The following is a 16,731-nucleotide window of genomic DNA, read 5'->3' on the forward strand; positions in this document are numbered from 1 at the left end:
ATTGGTCATTGGTCATTAGCCATTGGTCGCTAACTGACTAATGACAACGGACATCGATAGATGCCCAAAGGGCGGCCTAGGGTAGAACAAAGGACAAAGGACAAATGACAAATGACAAATTTGCAAGAACGCGGGCATCTTTTAACTGAGCTGGTAAATCCTAACAGTCTGAACTTAGACCAGCTCAGTTCTCTGGAATTGGTGGAGTTGTTTAATGACGAAGACCAAAAGGCTGTCGCAGCAGTTGCAGCGGCGAAAATCCAGTTAGCAGAGGCAATTGAGCGCACCGCAGAGCGTTTGCGCCACGGAGGACGCCTATTTTATATCGGTGCAGGGACAAGTGGTCGGTTAGGGGTGTTAGATGCTGCTGAGTGTCCACCTACTTTTTGTACACCCCCAGAGTTGGTACAGGGGATTATTGCTGGTGGTGCTGGCGCACTAGTACGCAGTTCTGAAGATTTAGAAGACAGCATTGAAGATGGTGAGGCTGCGATCGCTCAACGACAGATTACCCAATTAGATATAGTAGTTGGCATTACCGCTGGTGGAACAACGCCTTATGTCCACGGTGCGCTTCATGCTGCTCGTCAGCGAGGAGCCACAACTATTTTTATCGCCTGCGTTCCTGCTGAACAAGTTAGCTTTGATGCTGATATTGATATTCGCCTATTGACAGGGCCAGAAATAATCGCCGGTTCAACTCGCCTGAAAGCTGCTACAGCCACTAAATTAGCTTTAAATATCCTTTCTAGCGGCGTGATGGTTAAGCTAGGCAAAGTTTATGGCAATCGCATGGTGGATGTAGCAGTAACAAATCAAAAATTACGCGATCGGGCTTTGCGAATTTTGCAAGACCTCACAGGTTTAAGTCGGGAAACTGCTGGTTTTTTACTAGAACGTAGTGGGAAATGGGTTAAGCTGGCGCTCTTGATGCACTGGACTGGTTTGGAAAAAGACGAAGGCGATCAGCTGCTTTCAGAACACCAAAGTAATCTCAGGGCAGCTGTTGTCAGCTATCAAAACCACAAGCAATCTTGAAGAAATTTTCTAAATAAATACTTTATAATCTGGCTGCTACTTGTTTTAGTAGCACGCCTTTTTTTAAGAATAATATTTCCTAGAAAAGTTGACATTAATTAGCATAATTAAAAATAGTAAACTTAAATAAATATTTTTAACATATATTTTCAATGTGAATAAAGTATAACTCTTTGGAGACTGCTAATCTTTTTTAAACAAAAATTCAGAACTTATACGGATATGATTCAATATGAAAATTCATAAAATGATATATTGACACACCATGATGTCGACTATGGCAACCAACTTTAGTCATAAATATTAGCAGAAAAGTAAACTCTGCCAATAAAGAAAATACTCTATGCTAGATTTATTTACTAACAATAGTTTTGCCATCTTAACATCTACCTTGCTTTTAATAATTTTGATTTAGACTGCTATATATCAAATGTATTTGCACTTATTTACATATCTGCCGATCGCTATATAGCTTGAACACTGTAACAGAAGTGTTGCCTACCTTTAACAAGTGACTTAAGAAATTTGTCTGGTTAATTGAGATGGTAGCTGGATTTACGCCGTGCTCTAATAGTATCGGTTTTTAATGGCTAGCTTTTTAATAAAAGGAACAAACTATGCCTCATCAAGAACTTATTTCAAATAACCTAGTAAATGAATTTAAAACTTGTACTCAGTTGCAATACAATGGCAAATTAAATATTAAGAGTTCAAAGGGCAGCCAATGGACTTTTTACTATCGATTGGGACGGATAGTTTGGGCAACAGGAGGAACTCATCCCTTCCGACGTTGGCGTAGAAATATAGCTCAAAATTGTCCCCAGATTGATGTTGACAAGTTGCAGTTACGTGGGCAAGACCTATCAATTGATTACTGGGACTATAAATTGATAGAAATATTTTATAAAAAACAGAAAATTCAGAGGGAACAGATTCAATCTATTGCGGAAAATACGATAGCAGAACTATTATTTGACCTAGCTTTGCAAGGAAATTTTGCTACTCTAAGTTGCAATCGCAACCAAGAAGTTATCTTAGAAACCCCAATGAGCTTCACGAGTGCAGAAATGTCTGTAAAGCACATGCAAGACTCATGGAAAATTTGGTCAGAAGCTGGTTTAGCAAATTTTTCTCCTGACTTGGCACCAGTTCTACGGCGACCAGAACAACTTGAGCAGATGGTAAATCCATCTGTTTACAAAAACTTTGTGAATTTAATCAATGGCAAATTCACTCTGCGAGATTTAGCCATGAAAATGAAGCAGAGTGTACTACCACTAACCCGTTCCTTGCTTCCCTATATCCTTAAAGGAATCATTGAATTGATAGAAGTACCTGACTTACCTTTAGGAATTACTGAAGTCAACAATAACTCTACCACCACACAAGCCAAGAAGCGGATTGCTCCACTAGTGGCTTGCGTTGATGATAGCCCTCAAGTATGTAAAATGGTAGAGGATATTGTCACTTCCAATGGATTGAGGTTTGTCAAAATTCAAGATGCTGTACAAGCTCTACCAACCCTTATTCAGGATAAACCAGACCTGATTTTCTTGGATTTGATTATGCCAGTTGCTAGTGGTTACGAAATTTGTACTCAGTTACGACGAATATCTACTTTTTCCAACACACCAATAATTATATTAACAGGCAGTGATGGTCTTTTAGATAGAGTTCGTGCCAAAGTAGTTGGTTCTACAGATTTTCTCACTAAACCTGTAGTGGCTGATAAGGTAATGAGTATAATACGTAAATATTTACCTACACAGAGCGTATCCACCGATAAGAGGAAATCTAATTTAGAGGTTTGTAATTAGGGAGAATAAAAGGCGATTTTTGATTCTGAATTCTTCCTCAAAATTTATAGACTTTTCCACCTCAGTAAAAATCAAATTATTGAGGTTGAAACAATTTTAAATTAACTCTATTTATAAATTCATTTATTTGTCGATCGATTTGCGATTTTAGATATATTCTCACCTTAAATTCTTTTGCTATCAGTCAGTTTTAAATTTTTAATCTTCAATCCAAAACTTAAAATCTAAAATTAGGTTATCAAACTATTTTGTATTCAACTATCTTATATTAAGTTATATTTATTACGTACTTTTTCTGAGGTTGATAAATAAAGATTGAATCAAAATTAGACAAATACAATTTTTTGTATTTATAGCAGTCCTATTTGATTTGTGAAATATTGGTTAGGGCAAAGGGGTTAGGGCTAGTCTCTAGTCCCTTCTATGTCTTTTTGAGGAATCATTTAGGATTTGTATATTTTGTTTACATTTTGAGAAAAAGTTAACGAGTAATTGCCATGAATACTGTTTTAGTTGTTGAAGATGGCTTAACAGATATGGAAATAATCAGCCGTTACTTACAACAGGCAGGTTATTCTGTGATTAGTGCCACTAGTAGTGAAGAGGCTCAAGACAAAATAGATAAAAATAAGCCAGACTTAATATTTCTCGACGTAATTTTACCAGGTAAAAGTGGCTTTGAAATTTGCCGAGAACTGAAAAATAATCCCGACACTAGTAATATACCTGTAGTTTTTTGCTCTACAAAAAATAGCGATGTAGATAAAATTTGGGGTAATATGTTAGGCGCTGATGGTTATTTATCAAAACCGATTGATCGAGACGAATTAGTGGTAATTATAAAACGATTACTTAATTAGTAAAATATTATCAATCAACAAATCTTAGAAGTCACTATTTCTTAGATAGAATCTCTCCAAGAAGAGGAAATAACTGCAACCAGTGGCTAAAGATAAATAATCAAAGACAAAGGATCAATAGTTTTGGAAACCCAGGAAAAGTTTTTAAGTTTTAATTTGGGAGTAAGTGATACAGCCGTCATTTCTTTACAACACATCACAGAAGTTTTGCAAGTATCATTACCAGAAATATGTGGTGTTCCTCAGATGCCAAGTAGCGTTTTAGGTATTTATAACTGGCGCGGTGAGATGCTTTGGTTAGTTGATTTAGAGGCAATGTTAGGTTATCCTCCTATTTCGCAAGGATCAAATTTACTTTCAAGAATGATGGCAATTGTTCTGGAAAATAAAGGTAAGTATTTGGGACTTTTGGTGCGACAACTTATAGATATTGAATGGCTAAATACTAAAGAAATGAAACTCGCAACTGCTGAATTATTTTATCCGAAAATATCACCTTTTTTACAGGGATACTTTATTAATGATTCAGAAGAGATAATTTTTAATCTGGATGCAACAACTATTATTCAAGCTCCAGCATGGGAAATTCATAATTGAATATTTAGTAAGGTGTGATTAGGTTATTGTTTTGAAAATTCCTAATCCTTAATGAGTAAATATCAGATAACTTTTGCTTGCAACATATCAAGCTATTACCCATCGCAGTTTTTGAGGTTAATCAAATGACATTTTTGTATAACAATAATCATGATAACGAGCATCTAATCTCTGAATTAGAAAATCAGAATGGTAACGCTCACATAGCAAATATTGCTAGTAGTGAAATATCTTTATTAAGTGCGATCGCTCAAGAATTTAAAACATGGCGGCGACAGTTGAAAGATATCGCAACTCACATGCGCCAAGCCCCAGACATTGATACATTACTTAAGATCACTGTAGCACAAGTTAGAGAAAAGATTGGCTGCGATCGCGCCTTAATTTATCAGTTTACTTCGCGAGAATCAGGTAATGTTTTAGCAGAGTCAAGAACATTAGGTTGGACTCCAACTTTAGGCGAAAAGATTCCCGGAATTATTTTTGGCTTATATACCAATCAAGACTATGTAGAAGCTGTAGTTATTGACGATATCAATCAGATTCAACTTACCCCTTATCAAAAACAACTGCTAGATAAATTTCAAATTAAAGCTAGTTTGAGTTTACCGATTGTGGTAGAAGGTAAAGTGTGGGGCTTACTAGCAGTCAATAATTGCTACTCAACGCGGCAGTGGCAAGAAGGAGAAATTAGCCTACTATCTCAACTTACAACAGAACTAATTTACAAATTACAGAGCTTTGAATTCCAAAAAGAACAGCAACAGCGGATACTAGCAAAAAAATCGGTAGCTAAAGTCATCGACAAAATTCTGCGGGTATCAAATGTTGATAAGCTTTTTCAAACAACCACTCAAGAAGTACGTCAATTACTAAAATGCGATCGCGTCGGTGTTTATCGCTTCAAACCTGACTGGAGTGGCGAGTTTGTCGCTGAGTCAGTGGGTAATGGCTGGATAAAAATGGTCGGCCCTGATTTTTACATGGTCTGGGAAGATAGCCACTTACAAGACACTCAAGGAGGACGTTATGCCAAGGGTGAAAGCTTTGTAGTCAATGACATTTATCAAATGGGTCATGCTCAATGTCACATTGACATTTTAGAGCAGTATGAAATGAAGGCTTACATCATTGCACCCATATTTGCTGGAGAAAAATTATGGGGTTTGTTGGCAGCTTATCAAAATTCTGGGCCTCGTGATTGGCAACCTTGGGAAGAAAGCTTTGTAACTCAAATTGGGTTGCAATTTGGTGTAGCTATCTCACAAGGGGAATATCTCGAACAAGTGCAGACGAAATCTGACCAACTAGCTCAAATAGTTGAACAAGAAAAAGTTTTCACTAAGATAGTCAACCGCATCAGACAATCTTTAGATGTAGAAAGCGTCTTTAAAACAACCACTCAAGAAGTGCGTCAATCACTACAATGCGATCGCGTCGCTGTCTATCGTTTTAACCCTGACTGGGGTGGCGAATTTGTGGCTGAGTCTGTGGGTACTGGTTGGACAAAACTGGTAGGCCCTGATATTAAAACTGTTTTGGACGATACCTACTTGCAAGAAACTAAGGGAGGTCGGTATGTCAGAGGTGAAAACTTTATCGTCAATAATATCTATGAAGTAGGGCTTGCTCCCTGTCATATTGAGATTTTAGAACAGTTTGAAGCCAAAGCTTACATGATTGCTCCGATATTTTTCGGGGATAAACTGTGGGGATTGCTGGCAGCTTATCAAAATTCTAGCTCCCGTGAATGGCAAAGCTGGGAAGTGAACTTTTTGGTTCAGACTAGCTTGCAATTTAGCCTAGCTAAATCACAGATAGACTATTTGGAATTAGTGCGGGTGAAATCTGAGAAACTAGCTCAAATAGCAGAACAAGAGAAAGCTGTCACCAAGATCAGTAACCGCATTCGGCAATCTTTAGATGTAGAAGAAATCTTCAAAACAACTACTCAAGAAGTAAGACAATTACTGCGATGCGATCGCGTTGCCGTGTATCGCTTCAATCCTAACTGGAGTGGGGAATTTGTCGCAGAGTCAGCAGGTCATCTTTGGGTAAAACTGGTAGGCCCCGATATCAAAACTGTCTGGGAAGATACCCACTTACAAGAAACTCAAGGAGGTCGATATGCCCAAGGGGAAAACTTTGTTGTACATGATATCTATCAGGTAGGTCATTCTCCTTGTCACATTGAAGTTTTAGAGCAATTTGAAGCCAAAGCCTATGTAATTGTTCCTGTATTTGCTGGGGAAGAATTGTGGGGATTGCTGGCAGCTTATCAAAATTCGGGAACTCGTGATTGGGAAGAATTAGAAGTTACTTTGTTAGGACGTATTGGCAGCCAGTTAGGACTGGCATTACAACACACCGAATACTTGCAACAAGTACAAGCGCAGTCAGCAAAATTAGCAGAAGCAGCAACACGGGAAAAGGCAGCTAAGGAGTTACTACAACAACGATCTATTCAACTCTTAAAAGCCCTTAGACCCGCCCTTAACGGCGACTTAACAGTACGCGCACCGATTACAGAAGACGAGCTAGGCACAATCGCAGATGCTTACAATAATACTCTGCAAGCACTGCGGGAAATTGTTGTTCAGGTACAAGGAGCTGCTCAACAAGTTGCCCAAACTTCTAGCAATAGTGAGGCTTCCCTAGCGGGACTAACCAATCTGGCACAACAACAGTCTGAGGAAATTACCGCAGCTTTAGATGACATTCAACAGATGGTGGACTCTACTCAAGCTGTAGTAGCCAATGCTGAGTTAGTACAACTAGCAGTGCAAAAAGCCAATCAAACTGTAGAGTCTGGCGATACTGCCATGAACCTGACTGTAAAAGCAATCCAAGGAATTCGTGAAACCGTCGCTCAAACCAGCAAAAAGATTAAACGTCTCAGCGAATCCTCACAAAAAATCTCCAAAGTGGTGAATTTGATTGGTAATTTTGCCACACAGACAAACGTACTCGCTCTGAATGCAGCCATTGAAGCTACTCGTGCCGGTGAATATGGCAAAGGCTTTGCAGTTGTAGCTGATGAAGTCCGTTCTTTATCTCGCCAATCAGCAGCAGCAACCATCGAAATTGAAAAATTAGTCCAGGAGATTCAAGCAGAAACCGGAGAAGTCGCAGTAGCAATGGAAACTGGTATTCAGCAGGTAGTAGAAGGTACAAATCTTGTCAGTGACACTCGCCAAAACTTAAATGCGATCGTTTCTGCAACTGCCGAAATTAGTCAGCTAATCGAGCGAATTACCGCAGCAACTCAAAAACAAATGGCGCAATCTGTAACAGTAACTAAATCAATGCAAGATGTCGCAGAAATTGCCGATAAAACTTTTGCTGAATCTCAAGAAATTGCGACTGTGTTCCAAAATTTATCAGGAATGGCGCAAGAGTTATTAACAACTGCTAGTAAGTTTAAAGTGAAATGAAAAACAGTTAGGAGTTAGGAGTTAGGAGTTATTAGGTCAAAGGATTAATTATATAAAGCACTATTTTATTGGCAAATGTAAAATGCTTTGACCTTAATTACTTATAACTTTTTAGTTAAAGAGAGGAGAAGAGTAATTGGCAGAGAGTATTATTCAACAGAAAAGTTTTAAATTTGTTTTAGAAATTATTCACCTATATATTAAACTGCAAGAGCAATGGGAATATGTGCTTTCTAAGCAATTACTACGAAGTGGGACAAGTATCGGCGCGAATGTTGAAGAGGCTAGCGGTGGTCAGAGTAGAAAAGATTTATTGGCAAAAATGTATATTGCATACAAAGAAGCTAGGGAAACCAAATACTGGCTACGTCTACTACAACAGTCCAAACTAGTAAATATTGATTTAACTAATGAACTAATTTATGCAGACGAAATCATTCGGATTTTGAGTTCAATAGTCAAGACAACTGAAAAATCAATTGGTCGATCAACTCCTAACTCCCAACTCCTAATTCCTAACTCCCCACACCCCACTCCCCAATTATGATCACAGATAGCGAAATTCGCGAACAAGGATACATCTACTTTCTAGCTGAAGCCCCAGAATTAGTCCAAATTATTGAACAAGAATTATTTAGCTTATCAGAAAATAATAGCATTGCAAAAATTCACAACTTAATGCGTGCGACCCATACACTTAAAGGTGGTGCTGCTAACGTTGGGCTAGAATTAATTAAGATGATCGCCCATTTTTTAGAAGATGTATTTAAGGCTTTATACAATCCAAAAGTGGTAGTTGATGCAGAATTTCAAACACTTTTATTACAAGCTTATGAGTGTTTGAGTATAGCATTAAATACTGAGTTAATAGGCAGTACTGTTAATGATGAAGAACTACTTCATCGAGCGACTTCAGTGTTCACACAGTTGCAAGAAAAACTGGGTAATGTATTTGGTGCTGAATCTCATATTCCCACTTCTGAAGAATTGGGATTTGATATTGTACAATCTGTTTTTGAAGTAGGAGTAGAACAACGTCTAAATAGTATTGCTGGCATTGTTAACAATCCACCAAATAGTGACGAATTTATTGACTTTTTACACTCTCAAGCTGAAGTATTTCTTGGCTTGGCAGAATCTCTAAATTTACCTGGATTGGGAGAAATTTCCCAAACGATTCTCTCAGCGTTGCAAGCAAATCCCAGTCAAGTACAGCAAATTGCAGAAATTGCCCTTGCAGATTTACAACAAGCAAAAAAAATGGTATTAGCAGGCGATCGCACATCTGGTGGAGAACCTTCTTCAGGTTTGCGAAAACTTGCAGTAGTGGCAAATAATGAGTTATCTGAAGAATTACAAAATGATTCATCTGCTAGTAAAGTTTTTATCCATGAAGAAGAGTTTTATCAGTTTCTCGCTACATCTGATAATAAAAGCGAATCGGTAAAACCAACAACTGCCAAGTTTTATTTAAAAGTAATTCGCTACATTTATGGCTGGTTTAATCACCAGATGGAAATACCAGAGTCGGAACTGAGTTTGACTTTACTAGTTCCCAGGTTAGAAAGAAAACATCTGTTTAATTATATCGAAAACTGGCTGAAAGACTTTCTTGATTTTGTTCAAGATGAAGAAGATAGTCAAAGTCTTTGTATTTATCGACGTGGGATCATCTTAATCATCCTATTTGCAGTTGCAAAGTTTCAATATTCTCTGAAAGCATCTGATAGCCACCTCTCAGAAATTAAAATATTACAAAACCAAATTCACAAATTAGCAAAAGAATATAAAATTTATCCTCCTGTTACTAGCGAAGAGAAAAATTGGCTTGATAGTCCCAAGTTACAAAAACTGTTAGTGATTAAAGAGATTGTATCTTCTCAATCAAATGAGAACTTACTAGAAGCAATATGGGGAGAAGAAGCTAGTCAAAACCTTGCTGTTGAAATTGTGACAACCCAGACTGATGATTCTTCAGGAAAGCTTGATTCATTAACTGTCAGTGAGCAGGAAGTTCTAGATGTTCCTGAAACAGCTATTGAAGTTATGCCTGATATAGCTACACAAATCAACAAAGAAATAGAAGATAAATCACAGTATGTTCAAACTAAAAACTCTCGCCAACCTTCATTTATTCGGGTAGATACAGAGAGACTGCAACACCTCAATTATCTAGCTGGAGAATTGCTTATTTACCAAAAACGGTGTAGTTTACAAGATGAACAAGTCAAAGAAATAATTGACCAACTAGTACAGCAAATTACTAGACACCAAACAACTTTAAATGAGTTACGCGATCTACCTTTACAAATACAAAATATTACCTCACAACAAACGCAAAGTTTTGCAGTGGATTTTGACTCTCTAGAAATGGATGTATATACAGAATTTCATACTACATTGCATGAAGCAATAGAAGAGACACTGCAACTACAAGAAACCACAGAGTCTCTTGATTTGCTTCTGACACAAGCTACTCAAATTAGTGATAAACAAGAGAATTTAACTCTTAATATTATAGATAGCTTAGTCGAAGCACGAATGTCGCCTTTGGGTAATATTCTGAATCGTTTCCCCCAGATGGTAAATAAGTTGGGGAATGTTCATGCCAAACTTGTAGAATTGAAACTTACTGGTAGTGAAGTACTGGTAGATAAAGCGATCGCAGAAAAGCTCTACGATCCCTTGTTACACTTAGTGCGTAATGCTTTTGACCACGGTATTGAAGCTCCGCAAGTTCGCCGAGAGCTTGGTAAACCAGAACAAGGTTTAATCGAAATCTGCGCTTATCATCAGGGTAGCCAAACTGTTATCGAAGTTCGAGATGATGGTCAGGGATTGAATTTAGATAGAATTCGCAGAAAAGCTGTTGAACTTTATCCCATACAAACTGAAGAAAAAACTAGAAACTATGCTTCTAGTCTGGCTGAACCTGAACTTTTAGATTTGATATTTTCGCCTGGATTTACTACTGCAAATAAAGTAAGTGAAATTTCTGGGCGTGGCATGGGTTTAGATATTGTGCGTACTCAGATGCACGCACTCAACGGCTCGATTTCAGTTCAATCCTTACCCAACCAAGGAACAATATTCATACTCAAAATTCCTTTTTCTATGACTACAGAAAAGTTAATGCTAGTTCAAGCCAAAGGTGTTGTTTATGGTCTGATGTTAGACAGTATCGAAAAAATATTAATTCCCTCTGAACAACAGATTAAAGAAATTGAAGGAAAAAAAGTCTTGTATTGGAATATAGACAATGATGAGACTATGGTTAGCCTTCGTCAACTTTCAAAGTTGATTAATTATAATGGTTCATTGATTAATAATGAGACTCCATACAACACATCAAATACTCACGACCCAAGTGTAGCGAAAAATCCGGTGCTTTTGCTACAGCGAAATCAGGGAAAGGTTGCTTTAGAAGTTGACCAAATAATTGGTGAACAAGAACTGGTAATCAGACCTTTAGGAAATGCGATCGCACCGCCAAAATACATTTATGGTTGTAGTAGTTTAGCCAATGGTAATCTCATCTTAGTAATTGATGCTTTGTTGCTAGTAAAATCTAGCGAAATCCAACAAACAACACTTGATATCAGGGCGCTACCAGTAGCTTCTTCGTCAAATAAAAAAGCCTTGCCGATATCAGGGCATACTTTTTCATCTACACCATTACTTGCGGCATCGACTTCTACAACAACTATAGAAACCCAACCCAGTTATTCTCAAGAGCCAGATCATAAATTACCAAAAGTTGTTTTAGTAGTAGATGATGCAATTAGTCTCCGGCAAACTCTCTCTCTGACTTTACAAAAATCTGGCTATCAAGTAATACAAGCTCAAAATGGTGTAGAAGCTCTAGAAAAATTGCAGTTACATCCTGAAATTAAAGTTGTTGTATCCGATTTAGAGATGCCACGAATGAATGGTTTTGAGTTATTGAGCAATTTCCGCCAATACACCAATTTAGCAAAAATACCTGTGGTTATTCTTACTTCTCGCAGCGCTGAAAAACATCGCCAACTTGCCCAAGAATTGGGTGCAAAAGCTTACTTAACCAAGCCTTTTTTAGAACATGAGTTTATCTCTAAAATTAAAGAGTTAATGAATAGTAATACAGATGATTTAGATCGTTTACTCATAGTGAAAAATAATTGATAATTTTGGCAGATCGCCTTAATTAAGTAGGGCTATTTAGTGGAAATAAAATAGCCCTACTTAATTACCAGGTAGATTATTTGAATCTACACCTAGAGAACGTAAATACTCGGCTAATTGTTCGGCCCGCGATCGTTCTTGTTGTGCCTGTTCTGCATCTGTCAAATAGCGCTTTCCTTGCTCGTCATACCAACATAAAAACTCCTGTTGTATGCCGCCAATTACAGCTTGGTGTCGCCCAATACCTAACCCTATCTCTGGCATCAAATAGGGTTCACCTATTTGTAGTTGGTAGTTTCCATCGAGCAACTTATACACTTCCAAGGGTTGATGTTGGTCGCGTCGCCAAAACTCAGGATTATAAATTACGTAGTACAATACACCGAGTTTTCTGTATATATCTAGCTTTTCGTCGTATTCACCTCCTGGAGTATGGGATACCATTTCTAGTGTGAATATTGGAACTATCTCATTTTCTTCCCAAACCGCGTAACTTTTGCGTGATTTTCCACCCTTTTTCCGTTCTACTCCCAGGCTTAAAAAAGCATTTGGCACTACAGGTACTCTGGCATTTACTCCTGTGGTCTGATACACTCCCATATCTACTCCGAAGTACCAATCCATACGATTTGCCCAAATGGAGTTAAGTAAGAAGAGTAAAATGTTGGGCAAAAAGTTTTGGTCTTCGTTATCCACTGGTGTATCGTCTGAACAGGGGAGTTCGTCGGTAGTTGGTAACGCATTTTTGAGATCGGGTGAGAGCATAACCGTTGTCTCGCTGGCGTTTGATGCCTTTATTATAAGTGAGTAACCAAAAGTTTAGCGCTTGGGTGTAGCTTCCCCAAACTTAATCAAAAGTGCGATCGCAATACTAACAAGCAAAATTAACGTCATACTCAAGGCTGAACCAAATCCCCAATTTTGCGTTGCTCCAAGAAACTGGTTATAAACTAACCGCGCCGCCGTCATACTAGAAGCACCACCGAGTAATTCTGGATCGACAAAATCCCCCAAGCCTGTGATGAATACAAGCATAGAAGCAGCCGCAATTCCCGGAAAAATTTGCGGTACAGTTACTTGACAAAAAGTTTCCACCGGATTTGCACCTAAATCAGCCGCAGCTTCTAGCAACCGCTTGTCTAGCTTTTCGAGAGAAGCATATAAAATCAAAACCATATAAGGTAATAAGCTGTAACTCATCCCAATCAATACAGCTTGACTATTGTTAAGTAATTCCCAAGTAGGCAAGCCTAAATTGCTGAGTAAACTGTTCAATAAACCAGTAGGACGAAGAATTGTAATCCAAGCATAAGAGCGCAATAACGAAGAAGTCCACAAAGGTAGAACAAAGCCTAATAGCAGCAAATTTCGCCAACGCTGCGGCGCTATCTGAGCAATCCAATAGGCGACAGGGAAGCCCAAAATTAAACAAATTATCGTAGTGCCAAATGCAAAAAATAGCGATCGCCCAATTACTTGCACGTAGAGGGAGTCAAATATTCGGATGTAGTTTTTGAATCCGTTGGGATTGACTAAATCTCCCGGCCTGATGTCTGCAACTAAACTTAACTCAAAAATTATCAAAGTCGGCAGCACCAACAAAAGTAATAACCAAATCCCAGATGGTGCAAGCAATACCAAAGGTTGGAGCCAATTTCTGATGGGGTGCTGCAATTGTTCTATTTTAGAAATCTCATTTTTTTCCAAATTAATCACTCCTAACTCCTAACTCCTAACTCAATTAACTGCTAGTTAATTGAGTCCAATAACGATCGTAAACCTCTTCAAATTCTCCTACAGGTGTAACACGTTCACAATTTTTTAACAGGGACTCTGGCGGAAACAAATTAGCATTGTTTTGGATTGTTTTTGGCAATTGCTCAAATCCGGCACTATTCGGCGTAGAAATATTCAGGCGTTGAGTGAGTTGGGCTGCTATTTCTGGTTGCAAAATCATGTTAATCCAAGCATAGGCTCCAGCTTGATTGGGGGCTGTTTTGGGAATTACAATAGTGTCTGTCCATAATGAAGAACCACTGCGAGGAATCACATATTTGAGTTTAGGGTTTTCTTGAGAGATTTTTACTGCATCTGCTGAATAACACATTGCTAGTAGTAAATCTCCTGCGAGAATTTGATTTTGCCAAGCGTCGGTGTCAAAACGGGCGATCGCAGGTTTTAGCAGCTTCAATTTTTCATAAGCTTGTTTAATTTCTTGTTCATTTTTTGAGTTGTAAGAATAACCGAGCATTCGTAAGGTTGCACCCATAACTTCTCGAACATCATTGAGCAAGGTCATTCGCTGATTAAGTTGCTCTTGATTTTGCCAAAGAAAATCCCAATCTTGTGGTGCATCTTTAATTTTTGCAGAATTGTAAAGTAAACCTGTTGTCCCCCAGTTAAAAGGGATACTGTAGCGGTTATTGCGGTCATAACTAGGATTCTGAAACCGGGGAAATAAATTCTCTAGACCAATTAAGCGATCGTGATTTATTTCTGTTAACAAGCCTTTGTCTACCATCTTCTGCACCATATAATCAGATGGGTTGATGATGCTGTAAGTGCCACCGCCTCCAGCTTGCAATTTAGCCAGCATGACATCATTGGAATCATACACATCCGCCAGCACTTTCATGCCAGTTTGGGCGCTAAAAGTTTTCAATAATTGGTTGTCAGTATATTGCGTCCAGGTAAAGATATAAAGTTGGTGACGCTGACTATTGGTATTAGAATTAGCACGTACTTCAGCCAGCCTCCAGCCACAACCACCTAAAGATAAGCTAGAAAGTGCTGCTACCCCTTTTAAAAATTGGCGTCTGTTAGTCATTAAGTTAATAGTTAATCATCTTTTGTATTGTTGCCGATTGATTCTAAATATGCCTTTAATTGGAGTGCCCATAGGTAGTTTAAAGATTAACTTAAGTGTATCTACCTTTGCAACTGTTAATAAGTTACTGGTGTCAGCTAGTGTTAGGCACGGTTTTTAATCAAGCTTGAGTTATAAAAATTAACAAAGTGCAAGTAAGCCGTGAGTCTCAACGCGCTGCTTACCGCGCCAGCCTTGTGCTAACCCCATAAGCCAATCGCTTGATTTTGTGGAAATTTATCTGTTAAGACAAGCAGGGGAGAGAGAAAAGCTTAATCCAAGCGTAATAACAAAATTCAGATATCTGGGAACAATAAATCTGTAAATTCTCAAGATTTGGCAGAATTATAAAATGTCTAATTGGCAAAACTTTCGTTCTCAATGGCAGCGAGTTCGATATTATCTAATTTTTCTGGTCGCTCTCTGGTTGAGCTTAGGAATTCCAGGTTGCAGTTTCTCCCCACCCAATTCTCAAATCTCTGTATCGCCCCAGCCCACCCAAATCAAGCAAACTGCACAACGCTTTGACGGTGTAACAATTAACGTTATCACTCAAGATGAAACCGTTCGTACAGGTACTAAGAGACGGATTGCTGGGTTTGAAGCCTTGACTGGAGCGAAGGTCAATCTGACGGGCGTTCCTTTTCAAAAGTTATACAACATACTGCAAAAGGATTGGTCTAGCAGTGCTTCAAAGTACGATATGGCAGTTATTTTACCTTCATGGCAGATTGACTTTATCGATGCTGGCTTTGTGGAAGATTTAACGGCGCGAGTCAAGTCTGATGCAGCCATACAGTGGGAAGATATTGCACCGATCTTTCGGAATTTTAGTGCGACTTATAAAGGACGCATCTACAGTATTCCGTTGGATGGGGACTTTCACATGGTTTATTACCGCACTGATTTGTTAAAGCAAGCGGGGTTAACGCCTCCGACAAACTGGGATGAGTATCTGGCGATCGCCAAGCAATTTCACGGCAAAGACTTGAATGGTGACGGTAAAATGGACTATGGCTCTTGTATGTCCAAGGGTGCTGCTGATAATAACACAAGCCTGTTGATATCCATTGCCACTCCTTTTTTGCAATCTCAGGGAACCGCACAAGGGGCATTGTTTGACCCAGACACAATGAAGCCTCTGGTGAACAATCCCGCTTTTGCCAAAGCACTGGATATTTATAAACAAGCGATGGACTATGGAATTCCCCAGGATGAAAATCTAGGTAATTCCAAAGCTAGAGAATTATTTATTACTGGCAGGTGCGCCCTGACCATCGATTGGGGCGATGTTGGACCCCTAGCCATCGATCTATCTGTGTCTAAAGTGATGGATAAAGTAGGGGCTGTGATCACTCCAGGCACTACTCAAGTGCTCGATCGCAAGACTAACAAACTGGTTGCCTGCGATAAGTTTACCTGTCCTTACGCCATTGATGGTGTCAATCACGCACCTTATGCTGCCAATATCGGTTGGACAAGTGTAATTTATGCCAAGGCAGCACCAAAAGTGAAGGATGCCGCTTATGCGTTTTTCTCTTACATGAGTCAACCCTCTCAGTCTAACGTGGATGTGACGATTGGGGCAACGGGCTTCAACCCCTACCGAATTTCGCAATTTCAAAACTCAGATCCCTGGATTAAATCTGGGATGTCGTCTGAAGCAGCCAACAACTATCTCGCAGCGCTCGGCGTTAGCTTGAATAGTCCCAATATGGTTTTGAGTTTGATCGTTCCCCATAATCAACAATATCAATTTGAAGTTCTTGATGCCGTTGTATCTAAGTTCTTAGGGAACAAAATTACAACCGAGCAGGCAATGCAGCAGATTGAACAAAGATGGGAACAGATTACTAACAAAGTAGGGCGGGAGTCTCAACACGCCGCTTACCGTGCCAGCCTTGGGCTAAACCCCATAAATACGACAGCCAGAGAAATCTCCAATCCTTAATCCAACT

11 protein-coding genes are annotated in these 16,731 nt (G+C 38.9%); 8 read left to right on the forward strand and 3 right to left on the reverse strand.

Annotation, left to right across the window (positions count from 1 at the left end; translation table 11 throughout):
* The first annotated feature begins 111 nt into the window (after nucleotides 1–111).
* The 7 genes from murQ (at nucleotide 112) to HWQ40_RS22875 (ending at nucleotide 11,907) form a co-directional block, all read left to right on the forward strand.
* Nucleotides 112–1,038: an N-acetylmuramic acid 6-phosphate etherase gene (murQ, locus tag HWQ40_RS22845; protein ID WP_292782181.1), complete on the forward strand. Its 927-nt coding sequence runs from the start codon at nucleotides 112–114 to the stop codon at nucleotides 1,036–1,038.
* A gap of 617 nt (nucleotides 1,039–1,655) precedes the next feature.
* On the forward strand, nucleotides 1,656–2,855 hold the full coding sequence (locus HWQ40_RS22850; protein ID WP_292782183.1) for a response regulator: 1,200 nt from the start codon (nucleotides 1,656–1,658) through the stop codon (nucleotides 2,853–2,855).
* A gap of 497 nt (nucleotides 2,856–3,352) precedes the next feature.
* Nucleotides 3,353–3,715, forward strand: coding sequence for a response regulator (locus tag HWQ40_RS22855; RefSeq protein WP_292782185.1), 363 nt, complete (start codon nucleotides 3,353–3,355; stop codon nucleotides 3,713–3,715).
* A 123-nt stretch (nucleotides 3,716–3,838) separates the two neighbouring features.
* Nucleotides 3,839–4,312 carry a chemotaxis protein CheW gene (locus HWQ40_RS22860; RefSeq protein WP_292782187.1) on the forward strand — a complete coding sequence of 158 codons (474 nt, stop codon included), beginning with the start codon at nucleotides 3,839–3,841 and terminating at the stop codon, nucleotides 4,310–4,312.
* A gap of 125 nt (nucleotides 4,313–4,437) precedes the next feature.
* Entirely contained in the window at nucleotides 4,438–7,746 is a 3,309-nt protein-coding gene (locus HWQ40_RS22865) for a GAF domain-containing protein (RefSeq protein ID WP_292782189.1), read from the forward strand.
* A gap of 136 nt (nucleotides 7,747–7,882) precedes the next feature.
* Complete coding sequence (locus HWQ40_RS22870) at nucleotides 7,883–8,293, forward strand: four helix bundle protein (protein ID WP_292782192.1); 411 nt, start codon at nucleotides 7,883–7,885, stop codon at nucleotides 8,291–8,293.
* On the forward strand, nucleotides 8,290–11,907 hold the full coding sequence (locus tag HWQ40_RS22875) for a hybrid sensor histidine kinase/response regulator (RefSeq protein ID WP_292782195.1): 3,618 nt from the start codon (nucleotides 8,290–8,292) through the stop codon (nucleotides 11,905–11,907). Before HWQ40_RS22870 ends, HWQ40_RS22875 begins: the two co-directional genes overlap by 4 nt.
* 60 nt (nucleotides 11,908–11,967) lie before the next feature.
* On the opposite strand, the gene HWQ40_RS22880 is transcribed toward HWQ40_RS22875, so the two are convergent.
* From HWQ40_RS22880 to HWQ40_RS22890, 3 genes are read right to left on the reverse strand one after another with little or no spacing between them, the layout of a single operon-like run.
* Nucleotides 11,968–12,672 (reverse strand): Uma2 family endonuclease, encoded by a 705-nt coding sequence (locus tag HWQ40_RS22880; protein ID WP_292782197.1) that lies wholly within the window; start codon nucleotides 12,670–12,672, stop codon nucleotides 11,968–11,970.
* A 54-nt stretch (nucleotides 12,673–12,726) separates the two neighbouring features.
* Nucleotides 12,727–13,620 carry an ABC transporter permease gene (locus HWQ40_RS22885; RefSeq protein WP_292782420.1) on the reverse strand — a complete coding sequence of 298 codons (894 nt, stop codon included), beginning with the start codon at nucleotides 13,618–13,620 and terminating at the stop codon, nucleotides 12,727–12,729.
* A 28-nt stretch (nucleotides 13,621–13,648) separates the two neighbouring features.
* A complete protein-coding gene (locus HWQ40_RS22890) occupies nucleotides 13,649–14,734 on the reverse strand; it encodes a spermidine/putrescine ABC transporter substrate-binding protein (RefSeq protein ID WP_292782200.1) in 1,086 nt (361 codons plus the stop codon).
* A 391-nt stretch (nucleotides 14,735–15,125) separates the two neighbouring features.
* Between HWQ40_RS22890 and HWQ40_RS22895 the strand changes: the two genes are divergently transcribed.
* The gene (locus HWQ40_RS22895) at nucleotides 15,126–16,724 is read left to right on the forward strand and encodes an extracellular solute-binding protein (protein WP_292782203.1); all 1,599 of its coding nucleotides are present in this window, start codon (nucleotides 15,126–15,128) and stop codon (nucleotides 16,722–16,724) included.
* The last annotated feature ends 7 nt before the right edge of the window (nucleotides 16,725–16,731 follow it).

The organism is Nostoc sp. NMS9 (assembly GCF_017114995.1).
In the GTDB taxonomy this organism is placed as follows: Bacteria; Cyanobacteriota; Cyanobacteriia; order Cyanobacteriales; family Nostocaceae; genus Nostoc.

Bases quoted from the DNA above. Each gene is read 5' to 3' on its own strand.
- murQ (WP_292782181.1), top strand. From the start codon at position 112: ATGACAAATTTGCAAGAACGCGGGCATCTTTTAACTGAGCTGGTAAAT.
- HWQ40_RS22890 (WP_292782200.1), bottom strand. From the start codon at position 14,734: ATGACTAACAGACGCCAATTTTTAAAAGGGGTAGCAGCACTTTCTAGC.
- HWQ40_RS22865 (WP_292782189.1), top strand. From the start codon at position 4,438: ATGACATTTTTGTATAACAATAATCATGATAACGAGCATCTAATCTCT.
- HWQ40_RS22855 (WP_292782185.1), top strand. From the start codon at position 3,353: ATGAATACTGTTTTAGTTGTTGAAGATGGCTTAACAGATATGGAAATA.
- HWQ40_RS22875 (WP_292782195.1), top strand. From the start codon at position 8,290: ATGATCACAGATAGCGAAATTCGCGAACAAGGATACATCTACTTTCTA.
- HWQ40_RS22895 (WP_292782203.1), top strand. From the start codon at position 15,126: ATGTCTAATTGGCAAAACTTTCGTTCTCAATGGCAGCGAGTTCGATAT.
- HWQ40_RS22850 (WP_292782183.1), top strand. From the start codon at position 1,656: ATGCCTCATCAAGAACTTATTTCAAATAACCTAGTAAATGAATTTAAA.
- HWQ40_RS22880 (WP_292782197.1), bottom strand. From the start codon at position 12,672: ATGCTCTCACCCGATCTCAAAAATGCGTTACCAACTACCGACGAACTC.